15 protein-coding genes, 3 rRNA genes and 1 riboswitch are annotated in these 22,428 nt (G+C 71.1%); of the genes, 7 read left to right on the top strand and 11 right to left on the bottom strand.

Annotated features, from left to right (window positions below; genetic code table 11):
- Positions 1–3 precede the first annotated feature (3 nt).
- From ACW14Y_RS34995 to ACW14Y_RS34985, 3 genes are read right to left on the bottom strand one after another with little or no spacing between them, the layout of a single operon-like run.
- Complete coding sequence (locus ACW14Y_RS34995; protein ID WP_456984742.1) at positions 4–1,548, bottom strand: carboxylesterase/lipase family protein; 1,545 nt, start codon at positions 1,546–1,548, stop codon at positions 4–6.
- Positions 1,538–2,923, bottom strand: a complete 1,386-nt coding sequence (locus tag ACW14Y_RS34990; protein WP_380312185.1) for an AMP-binding protein — start codon at positions 2,921–2,923, stop codon at positions 1,538–1,540. Before ACW14Y_RS34990 ends, ACW14Y_RS34995 begins: the two co-directional genes overlap by 11 nt.
- A 1-nt stretch (position 2,924) precedes the next feature.
- The gene (locus ACW14Y_RS34985) at positions 2,925–3,620 is read right to left on the bottom strand and encodes a phosphopantetheine-binding protein (protein WP_456984741.1); all 696 of its coding nucleotides are present in this window, start codon (positions 3,618–3,620) and stop codon (positions 2,925–2,927) included.
- A gap of 99 nt (positions 3,621–3,719) precedes the next feature.
- On the opposite strand from ACW14Y_RS34985, the gene ACW14Y_RS34980 reads away from it, so the two are divergent.
- Positions 3,720–4,511 carry an alpha/beta hydrolase family protein gene (locus tag ACW14Y_RS34980; RefSeq protein WP_456984740.1) on the top strand — a complete coding sequence of 264 codons (792 nt, stop codon included), beginning with the start codon at positions 3,720–3,722 and terminating at the stop codon, positions 4,509–4,511.
- A gap of 177 nt (positions 4,512–4,688) precedes the next feature.
- A complete protein-coding gene (locus ACW14Y_RS34975) occupies positions 4,689–5,030 on the top strand; it encodes a hypothetical protein (protein ID WP_380393231.1) in 342 nt (113 codons plus the stop codon).
- A 94-nt stretch (positions 5,031–5,124) separates the two neighbouring features.
- Here the strand turns inward: ACW14Y_RS34975 and rrf are convergent.
- The 4 genes from rrf to ACW14Y_RS34955 form a co-directional block, all read right to left on the bottom strand.
- Positions 5,125–5,241: ribosomal RNA gene (gene rrf, locus ACW14Y_RS34970) — 5S ribosomal RNA — on the bottom strand.
- 85 nt (positions 5,242–5,326) lie between these two features.
- Positions 5,327–8,448: ribosomal RNA gene (locus ACW14Y_RS34965) — 23S ribosomal RNA — on the bottom strand.
- 278 nt (positions 8,449–8,726) lie between these two features.
- Positions 8,727–10,250, bottom strand: a 16S ribosomal RNA gene (locus tag ACW14Y_RS34960).
- Together the 16S, 23S and 5S rRNA genes form the textbook arrangement of a ribosomal RNA operon.
- A 629-nt stretch (positions 10,251–10,879) precedes the next feature.
- Positions 10,880–11,593, bottom strand: coding sequence for an IclR family transcriptional regulator (locus ACW14Y_RS34955; RefSeq protein WP_030396176.1), 714 nt, complete (start codon positions 11,591–11,593; stop codon positions 10,880–10,882).
- 194 nt (positions 11,594–11,787) lie between these two features.
- Positions 11,788–11,930, bottom strand: a riboswitch (SAM riboswitch).
- 116 nt (positions 11,931–12,046) lie between these two features.
- Here ACW14Y_RS34955 and ACW14Y_RS34950 point away from each other — a divergent pair.
- A complete protein-coding gene (locus tag ACW14Y_RS34950) occupies positions 12,047–12,796 on the top strand; it encodes a hypothetical protein (RefSeq protein WP_456984739.1) in 750 nt (249 codons plus the stop codon).
- 50 nt (positions 12,797–12,846) lie between these two features.
- On the opposite strand, the gene ACW14Y_RS34945 is transcribed toward ACW14Y_RS34950, so the two are convergent.
- Positions 12,847–13,398 carry a CGNR zinc finger domain-containing protein gene (locus ACW14Y_RS34945; protein ID WP_380390795.1) on the bottom strand — a complete coding sequence of 184 codons (552 nt, stop codon included), beginning with the start codon at positions 13,396–13,398 and terminating at the stop codon, positions 12,847–12,849.
- 123 nt (positions 13,399–13,521) lie between these two features.
- Here ACW14Y_RS34945 and ACW14Y_RS34940 point away from each other — a divergent pair, with 123 nt between their 5' ends.
- On the top strand, positions 13,522–15,162 hold the full coding sequence (locus ACW14Y_RS34940; RefSeq protein ID WP_456984738.1) for an FAD-dependent monooxygenase: 1,641 nt from the start codon (positions 13,522–13,524) through the stop codon (positions 15,160–15,162).
- A gap of 17 nt (positions 15,163–15,179) precedes the next feature.
- Here the strand turns inward: ACW14Y_RS34940 and ACW14Y_RS34935 are convergent, their stop codons facing one another.
- Positions 15,180–15,779 (bottom strand): TetR/AcrR family transcriptional regulator, encoded by a 600-nt coding sequence (locus ACW14Y_RS34935; protein WP_380390799.1) that lies wholly within the window; start codon positions 15,777–15,779, stop codon positions 15,180–15,182.
- Between the two features lie 136 nt (positions 15,780–15,915).
- On the opposite strand from ACW14Y_RS34935, the gene ACW14Y_RS34930 reads away from it, so the two are divergent.
- Complete coding sequence (locus ACW14Y_RS34930; protein ID WP_456984737.1) at positions 15,916–17,367, top strand: amidase; 1,452 nt, start codon at positions 15,916–15,918, stop codon at positions 17,365–17,367.
- 42 nt (positions 17,368–17,409) lie between these two features.
- Here the strand turns inward: ACW14Y_RS34930 and ACW14Y_RS34925 are convergent, their stop codons facing one another.
- The gene (locus ACW14Y_RS34925; protein ID WP_380302565.1) at positions 17,410–17,967 is read right to left on the bottom strand and encodes a TetR family transcriptional regulator; all 558 of its coding nucleotides are present in this window, start codon (positions 17,965–17,967) and stop codon (positions 17,410–17,412) included.
- Between the two features lie 140 nt (positions 17,968–18,107).
- Between ACW14Y_RS34925 and ACW14Y_RS34920 the strand changes: the two genes are divergently transcribed.
- Positions 18,108–21,014 carry a helix-turn-helix transcriptional regulator gene (locus ACW14Y_RS34920; RefSeq protein WP_456988329.1) on the top strand — a complete coding sequence of 969 codons (2,907 nt, stop codon included), beginning with the start codon at positions 18,108–18,110 and terminating at the stop codon, positions 21,012–21,014.
- A gap of 12 nt (positions 21,015–21,026) precedes the next feature.
- Here ACW14Y_RS34920 and ACW14Y_RS34915 read toward each other — a convergent pair whose 3' ends face one another.
- The gene (locus tag ACW14Y_RS34915) at positions 21,027–21,479 is read right to left on the bottom strand and encodes a VOC family protein (protein WP_456984736.1); all 453 of its coding nucleotides are present in this window, start codon (positions 21,477–21,479) and stop codon (positions 21,027–21,029) included.
- A gap of 233 nt (positions 21,480–21,712) precedes the next feature.
- Between ACW14Y_RS34915 and ACW14Y_RS34910 the strand changes: the two genes are divergently transcribed.
- Positions 21,713–22,399 carry an alpha/beta fold hydrolase gene (locus ACW14Y_RS34910; protein WP_456984735.1) on the top strand — a complete coding sequence of 229 codons (687 nt, stop codon included), beginning with the start codon at positions 21,713–21,715 and terminating at the stop codon, positions 22,397–22,399.
- Positions 22,400–22,428 lie beyond the last annotated feature (29 nt).

The raw sequence follows: 22,428 nt of genomic DNA, 5'->3' as shown, positions 1-22,428 counted from the left end.
CCGTCACCCGACCGGCTCGGCCACCCGGCGGACGGCGGACCAGGCGGCCCGGCGGGTGGCGAACGGGTCGGCCACCGAGCGGGTGGGGGTGCCGAAGACCAGGGTGTCCCGCCGGTCCTCGGTGTAGGCGGGCCAGGGTCCGACGCCGGGGATCTCGGGCCGCCCGTCGTGGCAGTAGCCGATCCAGGCCGCACTGGCCGCCCGCGCCAGCGCGGCGTTGGCCGGGTTCCGGGACACCAGGGCCGCGTGGCGCAGATTGTCGAAGAAGAACAGGACGTCCTCGCCGTGGCTGCCGGTGCCGCCCGCGAAGACGTACGCGTAGGTCGGGGCAGTGGCGTTGGCGCTCCGGGCCGAGGCCAGGTCCAGCGCCGGGAAGCGGTACAGCGCGTCGGTGGTGACGGCGACCGCGATCCGCCGCGCCGGGTCGCGCGGCCGCTCGCGCCGGTACTCGGCGATCAGCCCGGTGACGTCGTGCCGGGCGATCCGCGAACAGCGGCGGGCGAACCCGGCCTCGCTCAGGCCCTCCCAGGAGGCCCGGTCGGCGTCGATGGTCCGGGTGGTCTCGTGCAGGGCGCTCCCGATCAGCAGCGGCACGCCCGGGGCCGCACCGGCCGCCAGGTCCGCGTAGCACCGCTCCTCGACCGGCCCGCCGTCGGCCGAGGGCTGGAACGCGAACCGGTCCCTGGCCCGCAACACCGCCTGGGCGTCCAGGAGTCGACCCACCGGTCGGGCGGCCAGCAGCTCCGGCCGGTCGGCCGGGACGCCCAGCAGCCGCAGCACCGCACCGGCCGCCTCCTCCGGCGACGTCGCGGCGGCCGGGCGGGGCGGCGGCGGACTGCTCAGGACGGCACGCCGGAACGGCGGTTCGGGCGCGCCCGCCGACAGCAGGGCCGCCACCCGGGAGGCGCCGCGCGAACCGCCCGCCAGGGTCAGGTTCGCCGGATCGCCGCCGAACGCCGCCACGTTGTCCCGCAGCCAGTCCAGCGCCGCCCACAGGTCCAGCAGCCCCACCCGGCCGGAGTCGGCGTACTCGGAACGGCCGGTCCAGGACAGGTCCAGGTGGCCGAGCACACCGAGGCGGTGGTTCACCGTCACCACCACCAGACCGCCCGCCCGGGCGAGCGCCGCCCCGTCGAACCTCGGCCAGTCGCCCGCGCCGAAGTCCGTGCCGCCGTGCAGCCAGACCAGCACCGGGCGGGCCGCCGGCGGGCGGACGCCCGGCGTCCAGACGTTCAGCACCAGGCAGTCCTCGCCCTGCGTGCCCGCCTCGGTTGGGATGCCGAACAGCGGCAGCAGCGGCACCACCGCCGGACGCGCCCCGAAGGCCTCGGCCAGCGGCCGCTGCGGGCAGGCCGGACCGTACGCCTCCGCCTCCCGCACCCCCGCCCAGCCCGGGTGCGGCCGGGGCGGCCGGAACCGTGCCCCGCCCCCGGTGCCCGCGGCGTACGGCACCCCGAGGAAGGCCACCACCCCGTCCGCCGCCACCCCGCGCACCCGGCCCGAGCCGGTCTCCACCACCGGTGCCCCGACGGCCCCCTCAGCGCGCATCGGCCGACTCCCGCAACCGGCCGAGGTCGACCTTGCCCGAGCCGGTGCGCGGCAGACCCGGCGTCGCCCGCAGCACCAGGCACTCGGCGGGCAGTCCGAGCTCGCGCAGCACCTCCAGCCACGCGTCCCGAAACGGTTCGGTGCGGCCCTCGACGAACACCACGGCGCTGTCGGCCGCCGTCGGCACCACCGCCGCCGGGCCGACCGCCGCCAGCCGCCGTTCGATCTCGTCCGGCAGGACCCGCTTGCCGTACAGCTTCAGCTGCCGGTCCTTGCGGCCCAGGACGTAGAGCATCCCGCGCTCCAGCCGCCCGAGGTCGCCGGTGTGCAGCACCTCCGGCACGCTGCGGCCCTCGGCCAGGTCGGCCCGGCCGGACGCGTAGCCCAGCATGACGTTGGGCCCCTCGTAGACGATCTCGCCGACGCCGTCCGCGCCGGCGCCCTCCAGCCGGATCCGCCCGCCCGGCACCGGCCGCCCGACCGAACCGAGGTGCTCGAAGAGCTCCTCCGGGTCGAGGCAGCACATCCGCGCCGTGGCCTCGGTCGCCCCGTACATCGGGCAGAACCCGCCGCCGTGCCCGGCCATCAGCCGCCCGAAGTGCTCGACCAGGGCCGGTTCCAGCGGGCCGCCGGCCTGGCAGGCGAGCCGCAGCGCGGGCAGCGCGTCCGGCCGCCAGCCGGTGCTGTGCAGCAGACGGTAGGTGAGCGGGACCGCCCCGAGGTCGGTCACACCCGTCCGGGCGGCGAGCTGCCAGAACCGCCGCGAGGTCGGGCTGAGCCGGGAGAGCACCAGCGGCGCGCCCGCCACCAGATGGGAGTTCACGACGGACAGGCCGAAGCTGTAGTCGAACGGGAGCGAGGTGATCCCGACGTCCTGCGGCCCGAGACCCAGCGCGGCCGCGACGGCGCCGGCGTTGGCCGCCAGGTTCGCGTACGACAGCCGGACGGCCTTGGGGCGGCCCAGCGAGCCCGAGGTGGTGATCAGCGCCGCCAGCTCCGGGTGGATCGCGCTCCCGGCGGCCTCCGTCCGGCCCAGCAGCCGCGCCCCGCACAGCTCACCGACGGGCCGGTACCCCGCCGGGACGGGCTCGTCACCCGCGTCGAGCGCGAACTCCGGCCGGTAGGCCGCGAGCAGGGCGTCCCGGGCGGCGAGGTCCGGCCGCTCCTTCACCAGGACGGCGTGGCCGAGGCCGAGGGCCCCCAGGTAGACCAGCAGACCGGCCGGGCCGCGCCCGGTCAGGATCGCGACCAGCGCCTTGTCCGGCCCGGCCAGGCCACGTCCGACCGCCGCCAGACCGGCGGCGACGGTCGACGCGGGCACGGCCTCGACGCCGTCCACCAGCACGGGCGCCGCCGCGAGCCGGAGCGCGTGCACCTCACGCCACCTGCGGGGCGGCCGCGGGCCGGGCGGCCAGCAGCCGGGCGATGCCGCGGACGGTACCGGCGGTGAACAGCTCGACCACGCCCAGCGGCACCGCGTACGCCTCCTGGACCGCGTGCAGGAAGGCCACCGCGACCAGCGAGTCCCCGCCCAGCTCGACGAAGTCGTCCAGGGCGCCGACCCGCGGCAGGCCGAGGAAACCGGCCAGCCGACCCGCCAGGTCCGCCTCCGGCCCGGCGCTCGGCGGCTCGTAGCGGGAGACCTCCGCGGCGCCCGACCCGGCCGCCCCGGCCGAGTCGGCCGGCTCGGCCACTTCTGCCGTGAGTTCCTCGAAGGTCCCGAGCGGCGGCGCGGGGAGCCGGACGACGGGCAGCACCGCGGGCTCGGCCTCCAGCCCGGCGGCGAGCAGCGAGGCGCGCAGGTCCTCGCGCACCTCCAGCGCCGTGGACATCTCGTCGAGCACCACCAGGACGCCGACCCCGTCGCCGGCCGGCACCACCGCCGCCTCCAGCACGCCCGGGTGGGCCGCGAGCGCCCGCTCGACCACCACCGTCGCTGCCGCCGTCGGTGCCGGTGCCGGTGCTGGCGCCGGTACCTGTACCGGCTTCTCGACTACCCCACCCATGACGCTCCAGTCCCTGGTCTCCGGCTTGTCGGCCACCAGTCTGCACAGCTGCTGACGGCCAGTCATATTCGCTCACCCCAATGGGTGATCTCCGTCGACCGGGTACCGCGCTCCGCCGCCCCAGCCACCAGGATGTCGGGTGCCGTCACCGATTCCGGAGGTCCGATGAGCCTCGCCGTCCGCCACACCCAGCGACTGGAGCGCCGCCGGACCCCGTTCCTCGCCTGCCGGGCGGACCCCCGGTTCTCCTACTGCCTGTACGTGCCGCCCCGGGCCCCGGCCGGACCCCGGCCGCTGCTGGTCGTCGTGCACGGGGACCGCCGCACCGCCGAGCGCTACCGGGACGCGCTCACGGACTTCGCCGACACCCACGGATGCGTCGTCCTCGCGCCGCTGTTCCCCGTCGGCGTCCCGGAACCGGAGGACGTGCTGAGCTACAAGCGGCTGCGCCGGCGCGAGGTCCGGTTCGACCTGGTGCTGCTGTGGATGGTCGAGGAGGCCGCCGCCCGGTGGCCGGTGCGATCGGACCGCTTCCTGCTGCACGGCTACTCCGGCGGCGGCCAGTTCGCCCTCCGCTTCTCCTATCTGCACCCGGAGCGGCTGGTCGGAGTGTCCGTCGGCGCCCCGAGCTCGATCACCCGGCTCGACCCGGCGCTGCCCTGGCCCGCCGGAATCGCGGACGTGGCCGAGAAGTTCGGCGTCGCGCACCCCCTGGGCGGGCCGCTACCGGTTCGGCCTCCGCTGCCGGTGCATGTGACCGTGGGGGAGCTCGACACCCGGCCGCTCCGCAGGCCCCTTGGCGCCACCCGGCTCGGCCAGGCCCTCGCCCTGCACCAGCACCTCCTGGAGCGGGGAGTCCCGGCGACCCTGGAGGTCGTCCCCGGCCTCGCCCACAACGGCTTCGCCCTACTGCCGGCCGCCACCCGGTTCCTGAGCACCCTGCTGCCCGGCGGGTGACCGACGGTCGACCACCGACCGCTCCGACCAGCGACCGCTCCGACCGCCGACCCCTCCGGCCGACACGCCACGGGCGGCGGACCATCACCCGCCCCCGCCGGGTTCCGCACCTACTGTCACCTTTGCACCGATTTGCACCGAACAGAAGCATTGTCGGACAGAAGCGGAGAACCCCTCATGAACCGTCACATCGGCCGAACCCTGGCGCTGCTCGCCGCCCTCGGCCTCGCCGCCGTCCCGACCGCGGCGAGCGCCGACGTCGTCTCCGGCGGCAACCACGGGACCGTCATCGTCGGCGACGGCAACCAGGTCGCCGGCTACGACATCATCGACGCCGGCCACGACGCCACCGTCGGCTCCCACAACGGTTCGAGCGGAGTGGGCGGCGGCGCCGTCGACGCGGCCCAGACGGCCGGCGGCAACTACGGGACGGTCATCGTCGGCGACGACAACCAGGTCGCCGGGGACGACGCCATCAACGCCCTGAACGACGCCACCGTCGGCTCCTACAACGGCTGACGCACCGGAACACCCCGTTCGACATTCGGAAAAAGCAGACCGAAAACGCAAAGAACCCCCGTCGGTTTCCCGACGGGGGTTCTTCACAATGATTGTTCGGCGGCGTCCTACTCTCCCACAGGGTCCCCCCTGCAGTACCATCGGCGCTGTGAGGCTTAGCTTCCGGGTTCGGAATGTAACCGGGCGTTTCCCTCACGCTATGACCACCGAAACACTATGAAACTGTCAACCGCACCCACACCGTGACCAGGCGTGGGGGTCGTTGTTTCAGAACAACACAGTGGACGCGAGCAACTGAGGACAAGCCCTCGGCCTATTAGTACCGGTCAACTCCACCCCTCACAGGGCTTCCATATCCGGCCTATCAACCCAGTCGTCTACTGGGAGCCTTACCCTCTCAAGGAGGTGGGAGTGCTCATCTCGAAGCAGGCTTCCCGCTTAGATGCTTTCAGCGGTTATCCCTCCCGAACGTAGCCAACCAGCCATGCCCTTGGCAGGACAACTGGCACACCAGAGGTTCGTCCGTCCCGGTCCTCTCGTACTAGGGACAGCCCTTCTCAACACTCCTACGCGCACAGCGGATAGGGACCGAACTGTCTCACGACGTTCTAAACCCAGCTCGCGTACCGCTTTAATGGGCGAACAGCCCAACCCTTGGGACCTACTCCAGCCCCAGGATGCGACGAGCCGACATCGAGGTGCCAAACCATCCCGTCGATATGGACTCTTGGGGAAGATCAGCCTGTTATCCCCGGGGTACCTTTTATCCGTTGAGCGACGGCGCTTCCACAAGCCACCGCCGGATCACTAGTCCCGACTTTCGTCCCTGCTCGACCCGTCAGTCTCACAGTCAAGCTCCCTTGTGCACTTACACTCAACACCTGATTGCCAACCAGGCTGAGGGAACCTTTGGGCGCCTCCGTTACTCTTTAGGAGGCAACCGCCCCAGTTAAACTACCCACCAGACACTGTCCCTGATCCGGATCACGGACCCAGGTTAGACATCCAGCACGACCAGAGTGGTATTTCAACGACGACTCCACCATGACTGGCGTCACGGCTTCAAAGTCTCCCACCTATCCTACACAAGCCGAACCGAACACCAATATCAAGCTATAGTAAAGGTCCCGGGGTCTTTCCGTCCTGCTGCGCGAAACGAGCATCTTTACTCGTAATGCAATTTCACCGGGCCTATGGTTGAGACAGTCGAGAAGTCGTTACGCCATTCGTGCAGGTCGGAACTTACCCGACAAGGAATTTCGCTACCTTAGGATGGTTATAGTTACCACCGCCGTTTACTGGCGCTTAAGTTCTCAGCTTCGCCCCGACGAATCAGAGCTAACCGGTCCCCTTAACGTTCCAGCACCGGGCAGGCGTCAGTCCGTATACATCGCCTTACGGCTTCGCACGGACCTGTGTTTTTAGTAAACAGTCGCTTCTCGCTGGTCTCTGCGGCCACCCCCAGCTCTGGCAGCAAGTGCCGTCACCAGGAATGGCCCCCCTTCTCCCGAAGTTACGGGGGCATTTTGCCGAGTTCCTTAACCATAGTTCACCCGAACGCCTCGGTATTCTCTACCTGACCACCTGAGTCGGTTTGGGGTACGGGCCGCCATGAAACTCGCTAGAGGCTTTTCTCGACAGCATAGGATCATCCACTTCACCACAATCGGCTCGGCATCAGGTCTCAGGCTCATGTTGTGCGGATTTGCCTACACAACGCCCTACACCCTTACCCCGGGACAACCACCGCCCGGGCTGGACTACCTTCCTGCGTCACCCCATCGCTCACCTAGTACAGACTTGGTCCAGCGGCTCCACCACGTCCCTTTGTCCGAAGACTCCGGGCCGGCTTCACGGCTTTAGCATCACCTGGTTCAGCGTTGGCGCTTCAAAGCGGGTACGGGAATATCAACCCGTTGTCCATCGACTACGCCTGTCGGCCTCGCCTTAGGTCCCGACTTACCCTGGGCAGATCAGCTTGACCCAGGAACCCTTGGTCAATCGGCGCAAGAGTTTCCCACTCTTGTATCGCTACTCATGCCTGCATTCTCACTCGTGTACCGTCCACGACTGGTTTCCACCGCCGCTTCACCCGGCACACGACGCTCCCCTACCCATCACAGCAGGCGTTGGCCCTTCATGCTGCAATGACACGACTTCGGTGATGTGCTTGAGCCCCGCTACATTGTCGGCGCGGAATCACTTGACCAGTGAGCTATTACGCACTCTTTCAAGGGTGGCTGCTTCTAAGCCAACCTCCTGGTTGTCTCTGCGACTCCACATCCTTTCCCACTTAGCACACGCTTAGGGACCTTAGTCGGTGTTCTGGGCTGTTTCCCTCTCGACCATGGAGCTTATCCCCCACAGTCTCACTGCCACGCTCTCACTTACCGGCATTCGGAGTTTGGCTAAGGTCAGTAACCCGGTGAGGCCCATCGCCTATCCAGTGCTCTACCTCCGGCAAGAAACACGTGACGCTGCACCTAAATGCATTTCGGGGAGAACCAGCTATCACGGAGTTTGATTGGCCTTTCACCCCTAACCACAGGTCATCCCCCAGGTTTTCAACCCTGGTGGGTTCGGTCCTCCACGAAGTCTTACCTCCGCTTCAACCTGCCCATGGCTAGATCACTCCGCTTCGGGTCTTGGGCATGCAACTGTATCGCCCTGTTCGGACTCGCTTTCGCTACGGCTACCCCACACGGGTTAACCTCGCTACACACCGCAAACTCGCAGGCTCATTCTTCAAAAGGCACGCAGTCACGAGACACACAGCAAGCTGCATGTCCGACGCTCCCACGGCTTGTAGGCACACGGTTTCAGGTACTATTTCACTCCGCTCCCGCGGTACTTTTCACCATTCCCTCACGGTACTATCCGCTATCGGTCACCAGGGAATATTTAGGCTTAGCGGGTGGTCCCGCCAGATTCACACGGGATTTCTCGGGCCCCGTGCTACTTGGGAGTTCTTCAAACGAGCCGTACAGATTTCGCCTACGGGGGTCTTACCCTCTACGCCGGACCTTTCGCATGTCCTTCGACTACCTGTACGGTTTCTGACTCGCCGACCGGCCGGCAGACCGGTCAAGAAAAATCCCACGACCCCATGAGCGCAACCCCTGCCGGGTCTCACACGCTCATGGTTTAGCCTCATCCGGTTTCGCTCGCCACTACTCCCGGAATCACGGTTGTTTTCTCTTCCTGCGGGTACTGAGATGTTTCACTTCCCCGCGTTCCCTCCACATACCCTATGTGTTCAGGTATGGGTGACAGCCCATGACGACTGCCGGGTTTCCCCATTCGGAAACCCCCGGATCAAAGCCTGGTTGACGGCTCCCCGGGGACTATCGTGGCCTCCCACGTCCTTCATCGGTTCCTGGTGCCAAGGCATCCACCGTGCGCCCTTAAAAACTTGGCCACAGATGCTCGCGTCCACTGTGCAGTTCTCAAACAACGACCAGACACCCACACTCAGCAGCCCGAAGACCACCTCGCATGAGACCGGCATCTCTGAAGCAACGACCATACGGCCGTTCCCTCAGGACCCAACAACGTGCCCGAAACACCCCATCAACAATCCGTTTTCCACGCCGAAGCAGTACTGGCGGATGCCAACCAAGTGTGCCGAATAGTCAACGTTCCACCCATGAGCAACCGTGCAGAACATTCGCCTGCAAGCGGCATAGTGCTCCTTAGAAAGGAGGTGATCCAGCCGCACCTTCCGGTACGGCTACCTTGTTACGACTTCGTCCCAATCGCTGGTCCCACCTTCGACGGCTCCTCCCCTTACGGGTTAGGCCACCGGCTTCGGGTGTTACCGACTTTCGTGACGTGACGGGCGGTGTGTACAAGGCCCGGGAACGTATTCACCGCAGCATGCTGATCTGCGATTACTAGCAACTCCAACTTCATGGGGTCGAGTTGCAGACCCCAATCCGAACTGAGGCCGGCTTTTTGGGATTCGCTCCGCCTCGCGGCATCGCAGCCCTTTGTACCGACCATTGTAGCACGTGTGCAGCCCAAGACATAAGGGGCATGATGATTTGACGTCGTCCCCACCTTCCTCCGAGTTGACCCCGGCAGTCTCCTGTGAGTCCCCATCACCCCGAAAGGCATGCTGGCAACACAGAACAAGGGTTGCGCTCGTTGCGGGACTTAACCCAACATCTCACGACACGAGCTGACGACAACCATGCACCACCTGTATACCGACCACAAGGGGGCGACTATCTCTAGCCGTTTCCGGTATATGTCAAGCCTTGGTAAGGTTCTTCGCGTTGCGTCGAATTAAGCCACATGCTCCGCTGCTTGTGCGGGCCCCCGTCAATTCCTTTGAGTTTTAGCCTTGCGGCCGTACTCCCCAGGCGGGGAACTTAATGCGTTAGCTGCGGCACCGACGACGTGGAATGTCGCCAACACCTAGTTCCCAACGTTTACGGCGTGGACTACCAGGGTATCTAATCCTGTTCGCTCCCCACGCTTTCGCTCCTCAGCGTCAGTAATGGCCCAGAGATCCGCCTTCGCCACCGGTGTTCCTCCTGATATCTGCGCATTTCACCGCTACACCAGGAATTCCGATCTCCCCTACCACACTCTAGCCTGCCCGTATCGAATGCAGACCCGGGGTTGAGCCCCGGGCTTTCACATCCGACGCGACAGGCCGCCTACGAGCTCTTTACGCCCAATAATTCCGGACAACGCTCGCACCCTACGTATTACCGCGGCTGCTGGCACGTAGTTAGCCGGTGCTTCTTCTGCAGGTACCGTCACTTGCGCTTCTTCCCTGCTGAAAGAGGTTTACAACCCGAAGGCCGTCATCCCTCACGCGGCGTCGCTGCATCAGGCTTTCGCCCATTGTGCAATATTCCCCACTGCTGCCTCCCGTAGGAGTCTGGGCCGTGTCTCAGTCCCAGTGTGGCCGGTCGCCCTCTCAGGCCGGCTACCCGTCGTCGCCTTGGTAGGCCATTACCCCACCAACAAGCTGATAGGCCGCGGGCTCATCCTGCACCGCCGGAGCTTTACACCCGGGACCATGCGGTCCCAGGTCATATCCGGTATTAGACCCCGTTTCCAGGGCTTGTCCCAGAGTGCAGGGCAGATTGCCCACGTGTTACTCACCCGTTCGCCACTGATCCACCCCGAAGGGCTTCACCGTTCGACTTGCATGTGTTAAGCACGCCGCCAGCGTTCGTCCTGAGCCAGGATCAAACTCTCCGTGAATGATTACCCGTAATCGGGTCGGCACTCGCGTCGAGCGGCACGGCAACCACCGGAATAGGGCGGCCCCGCGCACTGCGTCCTCGCTAGTGTTTTACTTCAAAAGGAATCTCCAACCCCGGAAGAATCCGAGGCCGGGGATGTCAACATATCTGGCGTTGACTTTTGGCACGCTGTTGAGTTCTCAAGGAACGGACACTTCCTTCAGGCGGCTTTCACACCGGCCCTCCGGGCGCTTCGTTCTTTCGTGTTCCCAGCCTATCAGATGTTTTCCGTGCCGTTCCCGGCGCTTCCTTCATCCAACTCGCTGCTGTCTTCTGCGGCTTGACGCCCCGTCCGACGTTCCAAACTCTAGCCGACCCCCGCTCCGAAAAGCGAATCCGGCCGCAATCCCCACAAATGGACACGACAAAGAAACCCGAAGCCGGGTGACGATGTTATTTCCAGAGGATTGGCCGCCTCGGGACCGTCCGCGCTGTTGCGTGTCCGGTGCTCCCTGCCAGGCGACTGGGCGACAGTACTCCGCCTGCGCGCCCAGAACAAATCGCGCCCGGCCGGGCCGGGAGCACCGCCGGGGTGCGGCCGCGGCCTCGGTCGCGGGGGCGGACAGACCTCCCCGCGACCGGGGCGCGTCAGGTGACGCGGAGGGCCTCGGTGAGACGGTCGGCCGCCTCGACGACCGTCTGCGAGAGCAGGGCTCCGGGGTGGCGGGTGAGCCGTTCGATCGGACCGGAGACGGTGACGGCGGCCACCACCCGGTTGGCCGGGCCCCGGACCGGCGCGGAGACGGACGCGACGCCCAGCTCGCGTTCCCCGATCGACTGGGCCCAGCCCCGGCGCCGGACACCGCTCAGCGCCGTCGCCGTGAAGCGGGCCCCCTGGAGGCCCCGGTGGAGCCGCTCGGGCTCCTCCCAGGCCAGCAGGACCTGGGCGGCGGCGCCGACCTTCATCGGGAGGGTGACCCCCACCGGGACGGTGTCGCGCAGGCCGGAGAGTCGCTCGGCGGCGGCCACGCAGATCCGGACGCCGCCCTGCCGGCGGTAGAGCTGGGCGCTCTCCCCACTGACGTCGCGCAGCCGGGCGAGGACCGGACCGGCGGCCGCCAGCAGCCGGTCCTCCCCGGCGGCCGCCGAGAGCTCGCCGAGCCGGGGGCCGAGGATGAAGCGGCCCTCCACGTCCCGGGCGACCAGCCGGTGCTGTTCGAGTGCGACGGCGAGCCGGTGCGCCGTGGGCCGGGCCAGGCCGGTCACCGCGACGAGTCCGGCCAGGGTGGCCGGACCGGCCTCCAGGGTGCCGAGGATCGAGGTGACCTTGTCGAGCACGCCGACGCCGCTCGTGTTCTCCATGGGATGTCTCCGTCTCAGGTCCCGCGAGCCGCCCGGGGCGCGCTCGCGGAGGCCCCCCGCGGGGAGCCGGGGGGTGGTCAGCGAGGGCGGGCCGCAGAAGTCGGCCGATTGGCTGCGCCGGGCACGAGACGGGTACGCGAAAGGTCCGGGACGGGAAGCGCCCGGGGGAAGGACAGCACAGAGAGCACCGTGTCTCCTCATCTTTCCCGCGCCACATTGGCGACAGGCCGGAGTTGGCACTGATCCCGCACGGCACGGCGCGTACTTCGGACGCCGGGTCGAACGGGGAGCTGCCGGGGCTTCGTAGGGCCGGTCCCTCCACCCCTCTGGATGATTCGCGAGGAACGATACAAGACTCCCCCTCCCGCCCGCCAAGCCCGCCCCCCGGCTGCGGCCGGGCAGTGCCCGCGCCCGGCCCGGCGCTGTCGGCGCGGTGTCCTACAGTCGGGCCGCATGACGACCTTGATCACCGAGGGCGGCCCGGTCGCGGCCGACACGACGGTCACCCGCGTCGGCGGCGTGCCGCTCGCCCCGCCCGGCACCGCCTGGCCGTCCTGTGCCGATTGCGGCGGCCCGCTGCAGTTCCTCGCGCAGATCGTGCTGGACGGGTCCGGCGCCGCCGTCACCGGAGGTCCGGGGCAGCAGGACCGGCTGCTGGTGCTGTTCGCCTGCCAGAACCGTCCGGGTGTCTGCCAGGACTGGGAGGCCCGCTCGGGCGCCAACCTCGCACTGGTCCTCCCGGCCCAGGGGCTGGTGCCGATCCCCCTTCCGGGGCCGGCCGACCTCGACGAGAACGGGGAGGAGGACGACACCCCGGACGACCCCGACGAGAACGACCCCGACGAGGACGAGTTCGAGGACGACGAGGACGACGACGAGGACGAGGTCCTGCTCCTCGGCGCCACCCGCGCCGTCGAACCCCAACTCCTCCCGGACGCCCCGGACTTCGACAGCGCCCGCGCCGCCTGGGCGGCCCGGACCGGCCGTCCCCGGAACCACGTCCTCGGCCAGCTCAACGGCACACCCGCCTGGCTCCAGTACGACCGGACGCCGAGCTGTGCGACCTGCGCGGAGCCGATGCGGCTCGCCGTCCAGCTCCAGGAGGGCCCCGATCCCCTCACCGCCATGAACTTCGGCAGCGGCCGGGCCTACGCCTTCACCTGCTCCCCCTGCTCCGACGCGGCGTTCCTCTGGCAGTGCTGAACCCCGAGGGCCTTCCGGGCCCCTGAATCACGCCCCCGCCGCTCTCGCCCTCACCCGGTCCGGCCGCCGGCGCGCTGGGCCCGGTGGGCGGCGACGCGGACGCGGGTGGCGCAGCGCGGTGTGCAGAAGCGCTGCGGGTCGCGGCGGCCGGCGTCGATGAAGAAGCGGTCGCAGCCGGGTGCGGCGCACCGGCCCCAGGCGCAGGAGCCGCGTTCGCTCAGCCACAGGCCGAGGGCGAGGGCGGCGGTGGAGAGCAGCCAGTGGGTGAGGCCGGCGGCGGGGGGTGCCTGGGTGTGCAGGGACCAGGGCCGGCCGGGGAGGCGGACGAGGCGGGGGCGGGCCGGGTACTGGTCGAGCAGGGTGTTGATCGCCTCGGCGGCCTCGTCCTCGTCGCGTGTGCCGAGGATGCGGATCAAGTGGTCCGTGGCGGTGCGGAGTTCCCGGGCGTCGGCGTCGGTGAGCCGGAAGGGCGGCCCGCCGTGGCGTTCCAGGAGGCCCTGGAGTTCGGCGGCGCCCGCTTCCGGGTCGGCCCGGACGGTGTTCGCGAGTTCGGTGACGAAGTGCAGGCCGCGGGGGTTGCCGCCGCTGAGGTCGTCGGTCATGGCGTGGTCTCTCCGATCGTCCGCCGCAGCTTCCCACGGTGCCGCGCTCCCGCTCCTACCCGCTCATGGTAACTTCGAAATCGAATATTAGCCGTTACAACGGTCTGGAGTGGCATGCGACCCGTGCGATCCCGATTCCCCGCGGCGACGCCCGTACTGATCGTCGGCGGAGGCCCGGTCGGCCTGACCCTGTCCCTCCTGCTCTCCGCCCACCGCGTGCGGCACCTGCTGGTCGAGGCCCGTCCCGGCACCTCGCTGCACCCCAAGGCCCGTGGGGTTTCGGCACGTTCGATGGAGATCTTCCGGAGCCTCGGCCTGGAGGAGGAGATCCGGCGGGCCGGGCTCCCGGCCTCGCACGTGCGCTTCTACCGGGGCCGGAGCCTGGTCGACCCGGACTTCGTCCGCACCGAAGCGGCGCACGGGCCGACGGACAGGACGGCGGACGGGGCGGCGGCGGGGGCCGAACGCACCCCCGCGCCGGGCCTGATCTGCTCCCAGGACGCCCTGGAGGCCGTGCTGCTCCGCCGGGCCCGTGAACTCGCCCCCGACGCCGTCGAGTTCGCCACCCGCCTGGTCGCCTTCACCGAGGACGGGCAGGGTGTACTGGCGACCCTGGAGGGCCGGGCCACCGGTCACCGACGGACCGTGCGCGCCGACTGGCTGGTCGGCTGCGACGGCGCGGCGAGCACCGTCCGCTCCGGTGCCGGGATCGCGATGGAGGGGCCGACCGGCCTCGGCCACTACCTCAGCGTCCGCTTCGAGGCGCCGCTCGGCGAGGTCGTGGCCGACCGGGCCAGTGCCTCGTACTTCCTCACCGAGCCGGGCCGCGGCGGCTTCATGGCCGTGGACAACGACCGCCACTGGATCTACCAGTACCCGTTCGACCCCGTGGCCGGCGGAGTCCCCGAGGCCCTGGGCGACCATCGGCAGCTGGCGCGCCTGGTCCGGGAGGCCGCCGGCCTGCCGGACCTGGACGTCACCGTCCGGGACACCATGACCTGGCGGATGGACGCCCGGCTCGCGGAGTCCTACCGCCGCTCCCGGGTGCTGCTCGCGGGCGACGCCGCCCATGTGGTGCCCCCGACCGGCGGGCACGGGATGAACACCGGGATCGGCGACGCGGACAATCTGGCCTGGAAGCTCGCCTCCGTCGTCACGGGGACCGCCGGCCCGGCCCTGCTGGACAGCTACCAGGACGAACGCCGCCCGCTGGCCCGGCAGGTCATCGACCACTCGCTGGACAACTCCCGTGCCCGGAACGGCTATCGGATCGACGACGAGTTGCTGCTCACGGCGGCGTACCGCTCCACGGCCGTCATCCCCGACACCGCGCCCGACCCCCGCACCGATCCGACGCCGCGGCCGCCGCTGGACCCGGGCCGCGAGCACCCGGACGGCGTGCCCGGGAGCCGCCTCCCGCACCTCCGGCCGGCCGGCGGGAACGGCGCCGCGTCCACCCTGGACCTGCTCGGCCGGGGCTTCACCCTGCTCACCCCGGCCCCGGACGCCGCCTGGCAGCGGCAGGCCGACCTGGCCGGGGCGGCGGGCCTGCCGGTGACCGTGCGCCCGCTCGCGGACGACGCGCCCGGGACCGCCGCGCAGTGGACCGGGGCGTTCGGCGTCCCCGCCACCGGGGCGGTCCTGGTCCGGCCCGATGCCCACATCGCCTGGCGGGCGCCGCGCCCACCGGCGGACGGGGCCGAACTGCTCGGCGTCCTGCGGCGGATCCTCTCGGCGGAGCCGCCTGCCGATCGCGCGGTCTAAGCCCTCCTCCGTCGGGATCACGCCGGGCGGTACCGCGCCACGATCCCCCCGACCGCCCGCAGCAGCCGCTCCCCCACCCGGTCGACGCTCCCGTTCTGGGCGCTGACCTGCGCGCCTTCGAGCAGGAAGGTGATCTCGGCCGCCGCCTGCTCGGGGTCGGACAGTCCGGCCCGCGCGCAGACGGCGGTCAGCCGCCGGGCCTGGTGCTCCTTGTGGCCCTCGATCACCTGGCGCGCGGGGTGGGAACGGTCGGGCAGCTCGGCAAGGGAGTTGATGAACGGGCAGCCCCGGTACGAGACCGCCGGCAGTCCCTCGGCGATGAAGCGGGCCAGGCCCAGGATCTGTTCCTCGGGCCGGTCCGGGTGCTCGGCCTCGACCCGGTCGAACGCCGCCCGATAGTCGGCGGCGACGATCCGCAGCCACTCCGCGACCAGGGCGTCCTTGGTCTCGAAATGGCGGTAGATCGCCATTTTGGTGGTCTCGGCCTTCTCGGCGATCGCCTGGACGCCCACCCGCCGGATCCCCTCGCTCTGGAAGAGCTCCTCGGCGGCGTCGAGGATGCGCTCGCGCGGCGGCAGTTTCGCCACCCGGCTCGGCCTTCTGACGGGCGTTGTCATGGCTGTTCGTGGCCTCCGGTCGGTTGCGGCCGCTGAGCGTCCCCAGGGTGCTGCTACGGTACCAGTCCGTTCCACGCGATACCGATCGGTATCGTCAAGGACCGGGCGGTACCGTCAGCGATTTCCGGGAGGGACCATGGACATCACCGAGTACGTGCGCCACGACGCGGTGGGGCTCGCCGAACTCGTCGCCCGGGGGCAGGTGACCCCCGCCGAACTGGAGGCGGCCGCACGGGAGGCCGAGCGGGCGGTCGGCCCGCGGATCAACGCCGTCGTGGAGACCTGGCCGGCCGAGGACGCGCCCCGCCCCGGCAGCACCCCGCTGGCCGGGGTCCCGTTCCTGGTCAAGGACCTCGGGGTGGACGCGGCCGGGCGGCGGTCGGAGCTCGGCAGCCGCCTCGCCGCCGGCCGGGTCGCCGCCGACGACTCCACCCTGATGACGCGCCTGCGCCGGGCCGGCCTGGTGACCTTCGGGCGCACCGCCACCCCGGAGATGGCCTACAGCACCACCACCGAACCCGTGCTGTACGGCGCGACCCGCAACCCCTGGGACCTCACCCGCAGCGCCGGCGGCTCCAGCGGCGGCGCGGGCGCGGCCGTCGCCGCCGGGATCGTGCCGATCGCGCACGCCACCGACGCCGCGGGCTCGATCCGCGTCCCCGCCGCCTACAACGGCCTGTTCGGACTCAAGCCGACCCGCGGCCGGGTGCCGATGGGCCCGGCCGTCGACGAGATCTTCAACGGCCTGGCCGTGCACGGCAGCGTCAGCCGGACGGTGCGCGACAGCGCCGCCCTGCTCGACCTGGTCCGGGGCCCCGAGCCGGGCGACCCGTACGCCGCACCGGAGCCGGCCCGCCCGTACGCGGAGGAGGTCACCCGGGAGCCGGGAGCGCTGCGGATCGGCGTGCTCACCCGGCCGTGGGGCGGGCGGCCCGTCGCCCCGCCGGTCGCCGAGGCGCTGGCGCGCACCGTGCTGCTGCTGGAGTCGCTCGGCCACCGGGTGACCGAGGCCGAGGCCGGACTCGGCGTCGACTGGGAGGAGTTCGTCCTCGCCAACGCCCGCCTGTGGACGGTGAACCTCACCGCCTGGATCGACGAACTGGCCGCCGCCCTCGGCCGGCCGGTCGACTCCTCGACCCTCGAAGCGCCCACACTCGCCGGCTACCACTACGGGCGGCGGGTGGGCGGCACCGAGTTCGTGACGGCCCTGGCGGTCCGCAACCGGGTCTCCCGCGGCCTGGCCCGGACCTTCGAGGCGTACGACGTCCTGCTCTCCCCGACCGTGCCGGACCTGCCGGTGCCCCTCGGCACCCACGGCCGGGGCGCGGAGGCCCTGGACGGCCTCGGCTGGCTCCGGCGGATCCTCGAACTCTCGCCGTTCACCGCGGCGTTCAACGTGGCGGGCACGCCCGCGATGTCCGTGCCGCTGGCGGCCGACACCGGGACGGGGCTCCCGATCGGCATGCAGTTCGCCGCCGGGTACGGGCTCGAAGGCCGCCTGTTCCGCCTCGCCGGACAGCTCGAACGGGCGAACCCGTGGTCGGAGCGGAGGCCCGCGGTGTGGGCGGGGCACCGTCGCGGCCGCTGAAAGGGCCCCGGGCCGGGGTCCTCGGCCCCGGCCCCGGCCGACTCACTCCGCCAGGACGGTGGCGATGCGGCGGATCAGCTCGCGGCCGCGCGCCCGGTCCGCGACGTCCACGACCGTCAGCACCTCCGGGTTCGCGGCCGCCCACAGCATCGCGACATGGACGAGCAGGGCGAACAGGACCTCGGGCTCGAACCGGGTCGAGACCCGGCCGTCGGCCTGCCCCCGGGCGATCTCGCCGCTGCGTCTGTGCACCTCGGCCACGGCGAGCTCGTTGAAGGCGTCACCGTGCTCCAGCCGCTGCCAGGTGATGATCCGGGGCAGGTCCGGGTACTCGGCGTAGAGGTCGCCCAGACCGGCCGCGAACCCGGGCAGGTCGTCGACGTCGAGCGGCACGCTCGCCACGATCTGCTCGACGATCCCGTTCCAGACCGCGTCGAACAGACCGGCCTTGTTGCCGAAGTAGTGGTAGATCTGCGCCTTGTTGCTCCGCGCGGCGGCGGCGATGCGGTCGACACGCGCGCCGTTCAGCCCGTGTGCGGCGAACTCGGCCCGGCCGGCCGCGATGAGTCTCCGCTTGGTGGCTTCGGCGTCGCGCTCCATGCACCCTGCTCCTAACTAACCGTTTACTTGACAGGTTCACCAGGGCCACAGTGTAATCAACTAACCGTCCAGTTGAATATGGTCGCGGGCGCGCGCCTTCGGGGCAGGGGAGGGAACCGGGGTTGGAACCGGGCATGGTGATGGTCGGTCGGGACGGCGAGCGGGCGCGGCTGTCCGCGTTCGTGCTGGCCCCCGACGGACAGGCCCTGGTCCTCCGGGGCGAGGCGGGCGTCGGCAAGAGCACCCTGCTCGACCTGGCGGCGCGGCTCGCGGCCGAGGACGGGCAACTGGTCGTCCGCGCCACCGGGGTCGAGGCGGAGAGCGGGCTGCCGCACGCCGGGCTGCACCAGCTCCTCTACCCGCTGCTCCCGACCTCCGACGATCGGCCCTGCGACGGTCGGCCGTTCGACGACCGGCCCACCGACCACCGGCTGTCCGACGACCGGCCCTCCGGTGCTCCGCAGCTGGGCGCCGCCGCCCGCGCCGCCTTCGACGCCGTCTTCGGCCGGCCCGACGGACCGCCACCGCCGGTCATGGCGCTCGGCATCGCCGTCCTCGACCTGCTCTCCTGGACGGCGTCGAAGGGCCGCCCGGTGCTGCTCGTCCTCGACGACGGCCAGTGGCTGGACGAGGCCAGCGCCGAGGTGTGCGGATTCGTCGGCCGCCGACTGGCCGGCCGCCCCGGCGTCAAGCTCCTGGTGGCCGTCCGCGGCGACACCGCCTCGCCGTTCGACACCGCGGCGCTGCCGGAAGCCCCGATCGGCGCCCTCGCCGACGCGGACGCCACCCGCCTGCTGGACCTGCACCACCCGCGGCTCGGCCGGCAGGTCCGCGGGCTCGTCCTGGAACAGGCCGGCGGCAACCCGCTCGCCCTGCTGGAACTGCCCGCCCACCTCGCCGACGGACCGGGCGACCGGGCCGGCCAGGACCTCCTCGGCCTGCACGGCGTACCGCTCCCCCGGCGGATCCAGGAGATCTACGCCGCCCGCCTCGCCCGCCTCGGCGACACCGTCCGGGCGGAACTGCTCCGGGGCGCCCTCGACGGAGCGGCGGCCCGGCCCGGCGACGGCCCGGCGTCGATCGCGCGCTACCGCATGCGCGAGGTCGACGAGGCCGTCGCGTGCGGCCTGCTGGTCGTCGAACCGGGCGCCGGCGAGTTCGCGTTCCGGCACCCGCTGGTGCGGTCGAGCGTCGTCCAGCTCGCCACGCCCGACCAACGCCGCGCCGCCCACCGGGTGCTGGCGCAGCTGCACCGGGAGTACCCGGAACGGCGCGCCATCCATCTGGCGGCCGCCACCGTCGACCCCGAGGAGGGCGTGGCCGCCGACCTGGAGGCCGCCGCCCGGTCGGCCACCCGGCGCGGCGGCGCGCGGCTGGCCGTCTCCTGGCTGACCCGCGCCGCGGAACTGAGCGAGACCCGGGTCGACCGGTCCCGCCGGCTCGGCGAGGCGGCGTACGTCGCCGGGCAGACGGACCACCTCGGCCGGGCGCGCAGCCTCGCGCTGGCCGCCGCCCCCGGCACGGACGAGAGCCCCGCCGCCGTCCTCGCCGACTCCTACCTGGCGCTGTACCGGGACGGCGAGGTCAGGGCCACCCACCGCCGGATCGTCGCGGCCGTCGAGCGGCTCCGGGACTCCCCGGACCGCGGCCACCACCTCCCCGGCCTCGCTGACCGCCACGACCTCCCCGGCCGCGCCGACCGCGCCGACCGAGGACCCGACCGCCCCGACGAGGTGCTCGACCGGCTCGTCAGCCTCCTGCTCGCCGTCAGCCAGTACGCCGGGGACCGCGCCACCTGGCGGCGCACCCACGAGGTCCTCGCCACCCTCGGCGACCTCGCCACCGAACGCGCGTGGATGTACGGCAGCACCTGGAGCGACGTCGTCCGGCACGGCTCCGGCTGGTCCCGACGGGTGGAGCGGGCCTCGGCCGGCCTGGAGGAGCAGGACCCGTGGGACGTCACCCGCCTCGCCGTGTCGGCCTACCACCTCGACGTCCTGAGCCCGCTGCGCCCCTACCTGGAGCGCGTCGTGGACCGCGAACTCGACACGGGCGCCATGTCCAGCGGCATCGTCATGCTGCACCTGGTCCTGCTCGACCAACTGGCGCTCGGCCAGTGGGACGCCGCCGAACGCACCGGGCACCGCGCCCTCGCTCTGGCCACCGAGCGCGGCCACGGTCTCTTCGCCCACCAGACCCGCGCCTACCTGGCCCAGCTCGCCGCCGTACGCGGCCGTACGGCGGAGGCCCGCGAGCTGCAGACCGCCGTCGAGGCGTGGGCCCGACCGCGCGGCGTCGGATTCCTGACCCAGATCGCCGACGCCGTCGGCGCCACCGCCGCGCTGAGCGCCGGCGACTACGAGACCGCGTTCCTGCACGCCATCGGCATCACGCCGCCGGGAGCGTTCCGGCCCTACGCCTACCAGGCCTCGCGGACCCTGCTGGACCTCGTCGAGGCCGCCCTGCACACCGGCCGCGCCGAACAGGCCCGGGCCCACGCGCTGGCCGCGCGGGACGCCGGCCTGCCCGACCTCTCCCCCCGGCTGGCCCTGGTCACCCACGGCGCCCTGGCCATGACGGCCGAGGACGACGTCGAGGCCTCGGCCCACTACGCCCGCGCCCAGTCCCACCCGGCCGCCGAGCGCTTCCCCTTCGAACTGGCCCGGATCCGGCTCGCCCACGGCATCGCCGTCCGCCGCCTCCACGGCGCCGCGGCCGCCCGGCTCCCGCTCACCCAGGCCGCGAAGGCCTTCGACCGCCTCGGCGCCCCCGCCTGGTCCGCCCGCGCCCACGCCGAGCTCCGGGCCGCCGGCGTCGCACCCCAGGCCCCCGCCCCCACCTCGGTCCCGCTGACCTGGCAGGAACGCCGCGTCGCCGAACTCGCCGCCGGAGGCCTGACCAACAAGGAGATCGGCGAACAGATGCGCCTCTCCCCCCGCACCGTCAGCGCCCACCTCTACCGCGCCTTCCCCAAGCTCGGCATCACCACCCGCGCCGCCCTCCGCGACGCCCTCACCCGCGTCTCGCAACCGACCCCGGCACCCTGAGCACGGCGGCGGTCATCGGCCCGGTCGGCCGAGTTCCTCGGCGAGGCCGACGACGATGCCCTCGGGGCCCCGGACGTAGCAGAGCCGGTAGACGTTCTCGTACTGGACGATCTCGCCGACGAGTTCGCCGCCGCGGGCGCGCAGGCGGGTGACGACGTCCTCGAGGTCGTCGACGGCGAACATGACGCGGCGCAGGCCGAGCGTGTTCGCCGGGGCGTCCCTCGGCTCGGGGGCGATCGCCCTCGGCCGGTGGAACCTCGCCAGCTCGACCCGGCCGGGGCCGTCCGGGACCCGCAGCATCGCGACGTCCTGGCGGACGTCGTGGAGTCCGATGACCCGCTCCGCCCCGGGCCAGTCCAGCGGCCCCGACCCCTCCAGTTCCATCCCCAGCTCGACGAAGAACGCGACGACGGCGTCGAGGTCCTCGACGACGATGAGGACGTTGTCCATGCGCCGGACCGCCATGAGGGGCCTCCTGGGTGGGTGCGGAACTCCGGCCACGGTAACCGGCGGACGGCCGCGACCCCGGCCAGGCCACCCGTTCGGATGCGGCGTGCGCCCGGCTGGGGGCGCGGAAGTCCGGGGCAGCCCCGAGGCTGGAGTGGGCTTCGGCCCGCACGGTTTCCGGCACGCCCCGACGGCTTCCGGCACGCCTCGACGGTTTCCGGCACGCCTCGACATCGACGCAGGAGGACATCATGACGACCAAGGCCAGCATCGTCTTCGCCCACGGACTCTGGGCCGACGGCTCGTGCTTCAACAAGCTCGTCCCCACGCTCCAGGCCGAGGGCCACACGGTGTCGTGCTCGCAGCACGGCCTCGACTCGCTGGCGGGCGACGTCGCGTGCGTCACCCGCTCCATCGACCATGTACCCGGCCCGGTGGTGCTCGTCGGCCACTCCTACGGCGGCACCCTGATCACCAAGGCCGGCGTGCACGACCGCGTGGGCGCGCTGGTCTACATCGCCGCCCTCGCCCCCGACGAGGAGGAGACCTCACAGGACCAGCAGAGCAAGTTCCCCGGCACACCCGTCTTCGAGAGCCTCGACATCTCCGGCGGCCGGATCTGGCTCACCGAGGCGGGCATCGCCGACTTCTGCGGCGACCTCCCGGCGGAGGAGCAGCAGCTCGTCCTGGCCACGGGCGCCGTGCCCGTCCCGGACCTGTTCGGTCAGCAGGTCCCCGGCACCGCCTGGCGCACGAAGCCCAGTTGGTACATCGTCGCGAACAACGACCGCACCGTGAACCCGGACCTGGAGCGCGCGGCCGCCGAACGCATGGGCGCGAAGACCTACGCCGTCGACAGCAGCCACGTGCCGATGCTGTCCCACCCGGACTTCGTGCTCGACGTCATCCGCGACGCCGCGCGGAGCCTCGCGGCGTAGCGCCCGGTCACCCGGCCCGCACCTGCTGC

This window comes from Kitasatospora sp. cg17-2, assembly GCF_054031055.1.
Note: the sequence above shows the minus strand (reverse complement) of the source record. Positions and strands in the feature narration are given on the sequence as shown.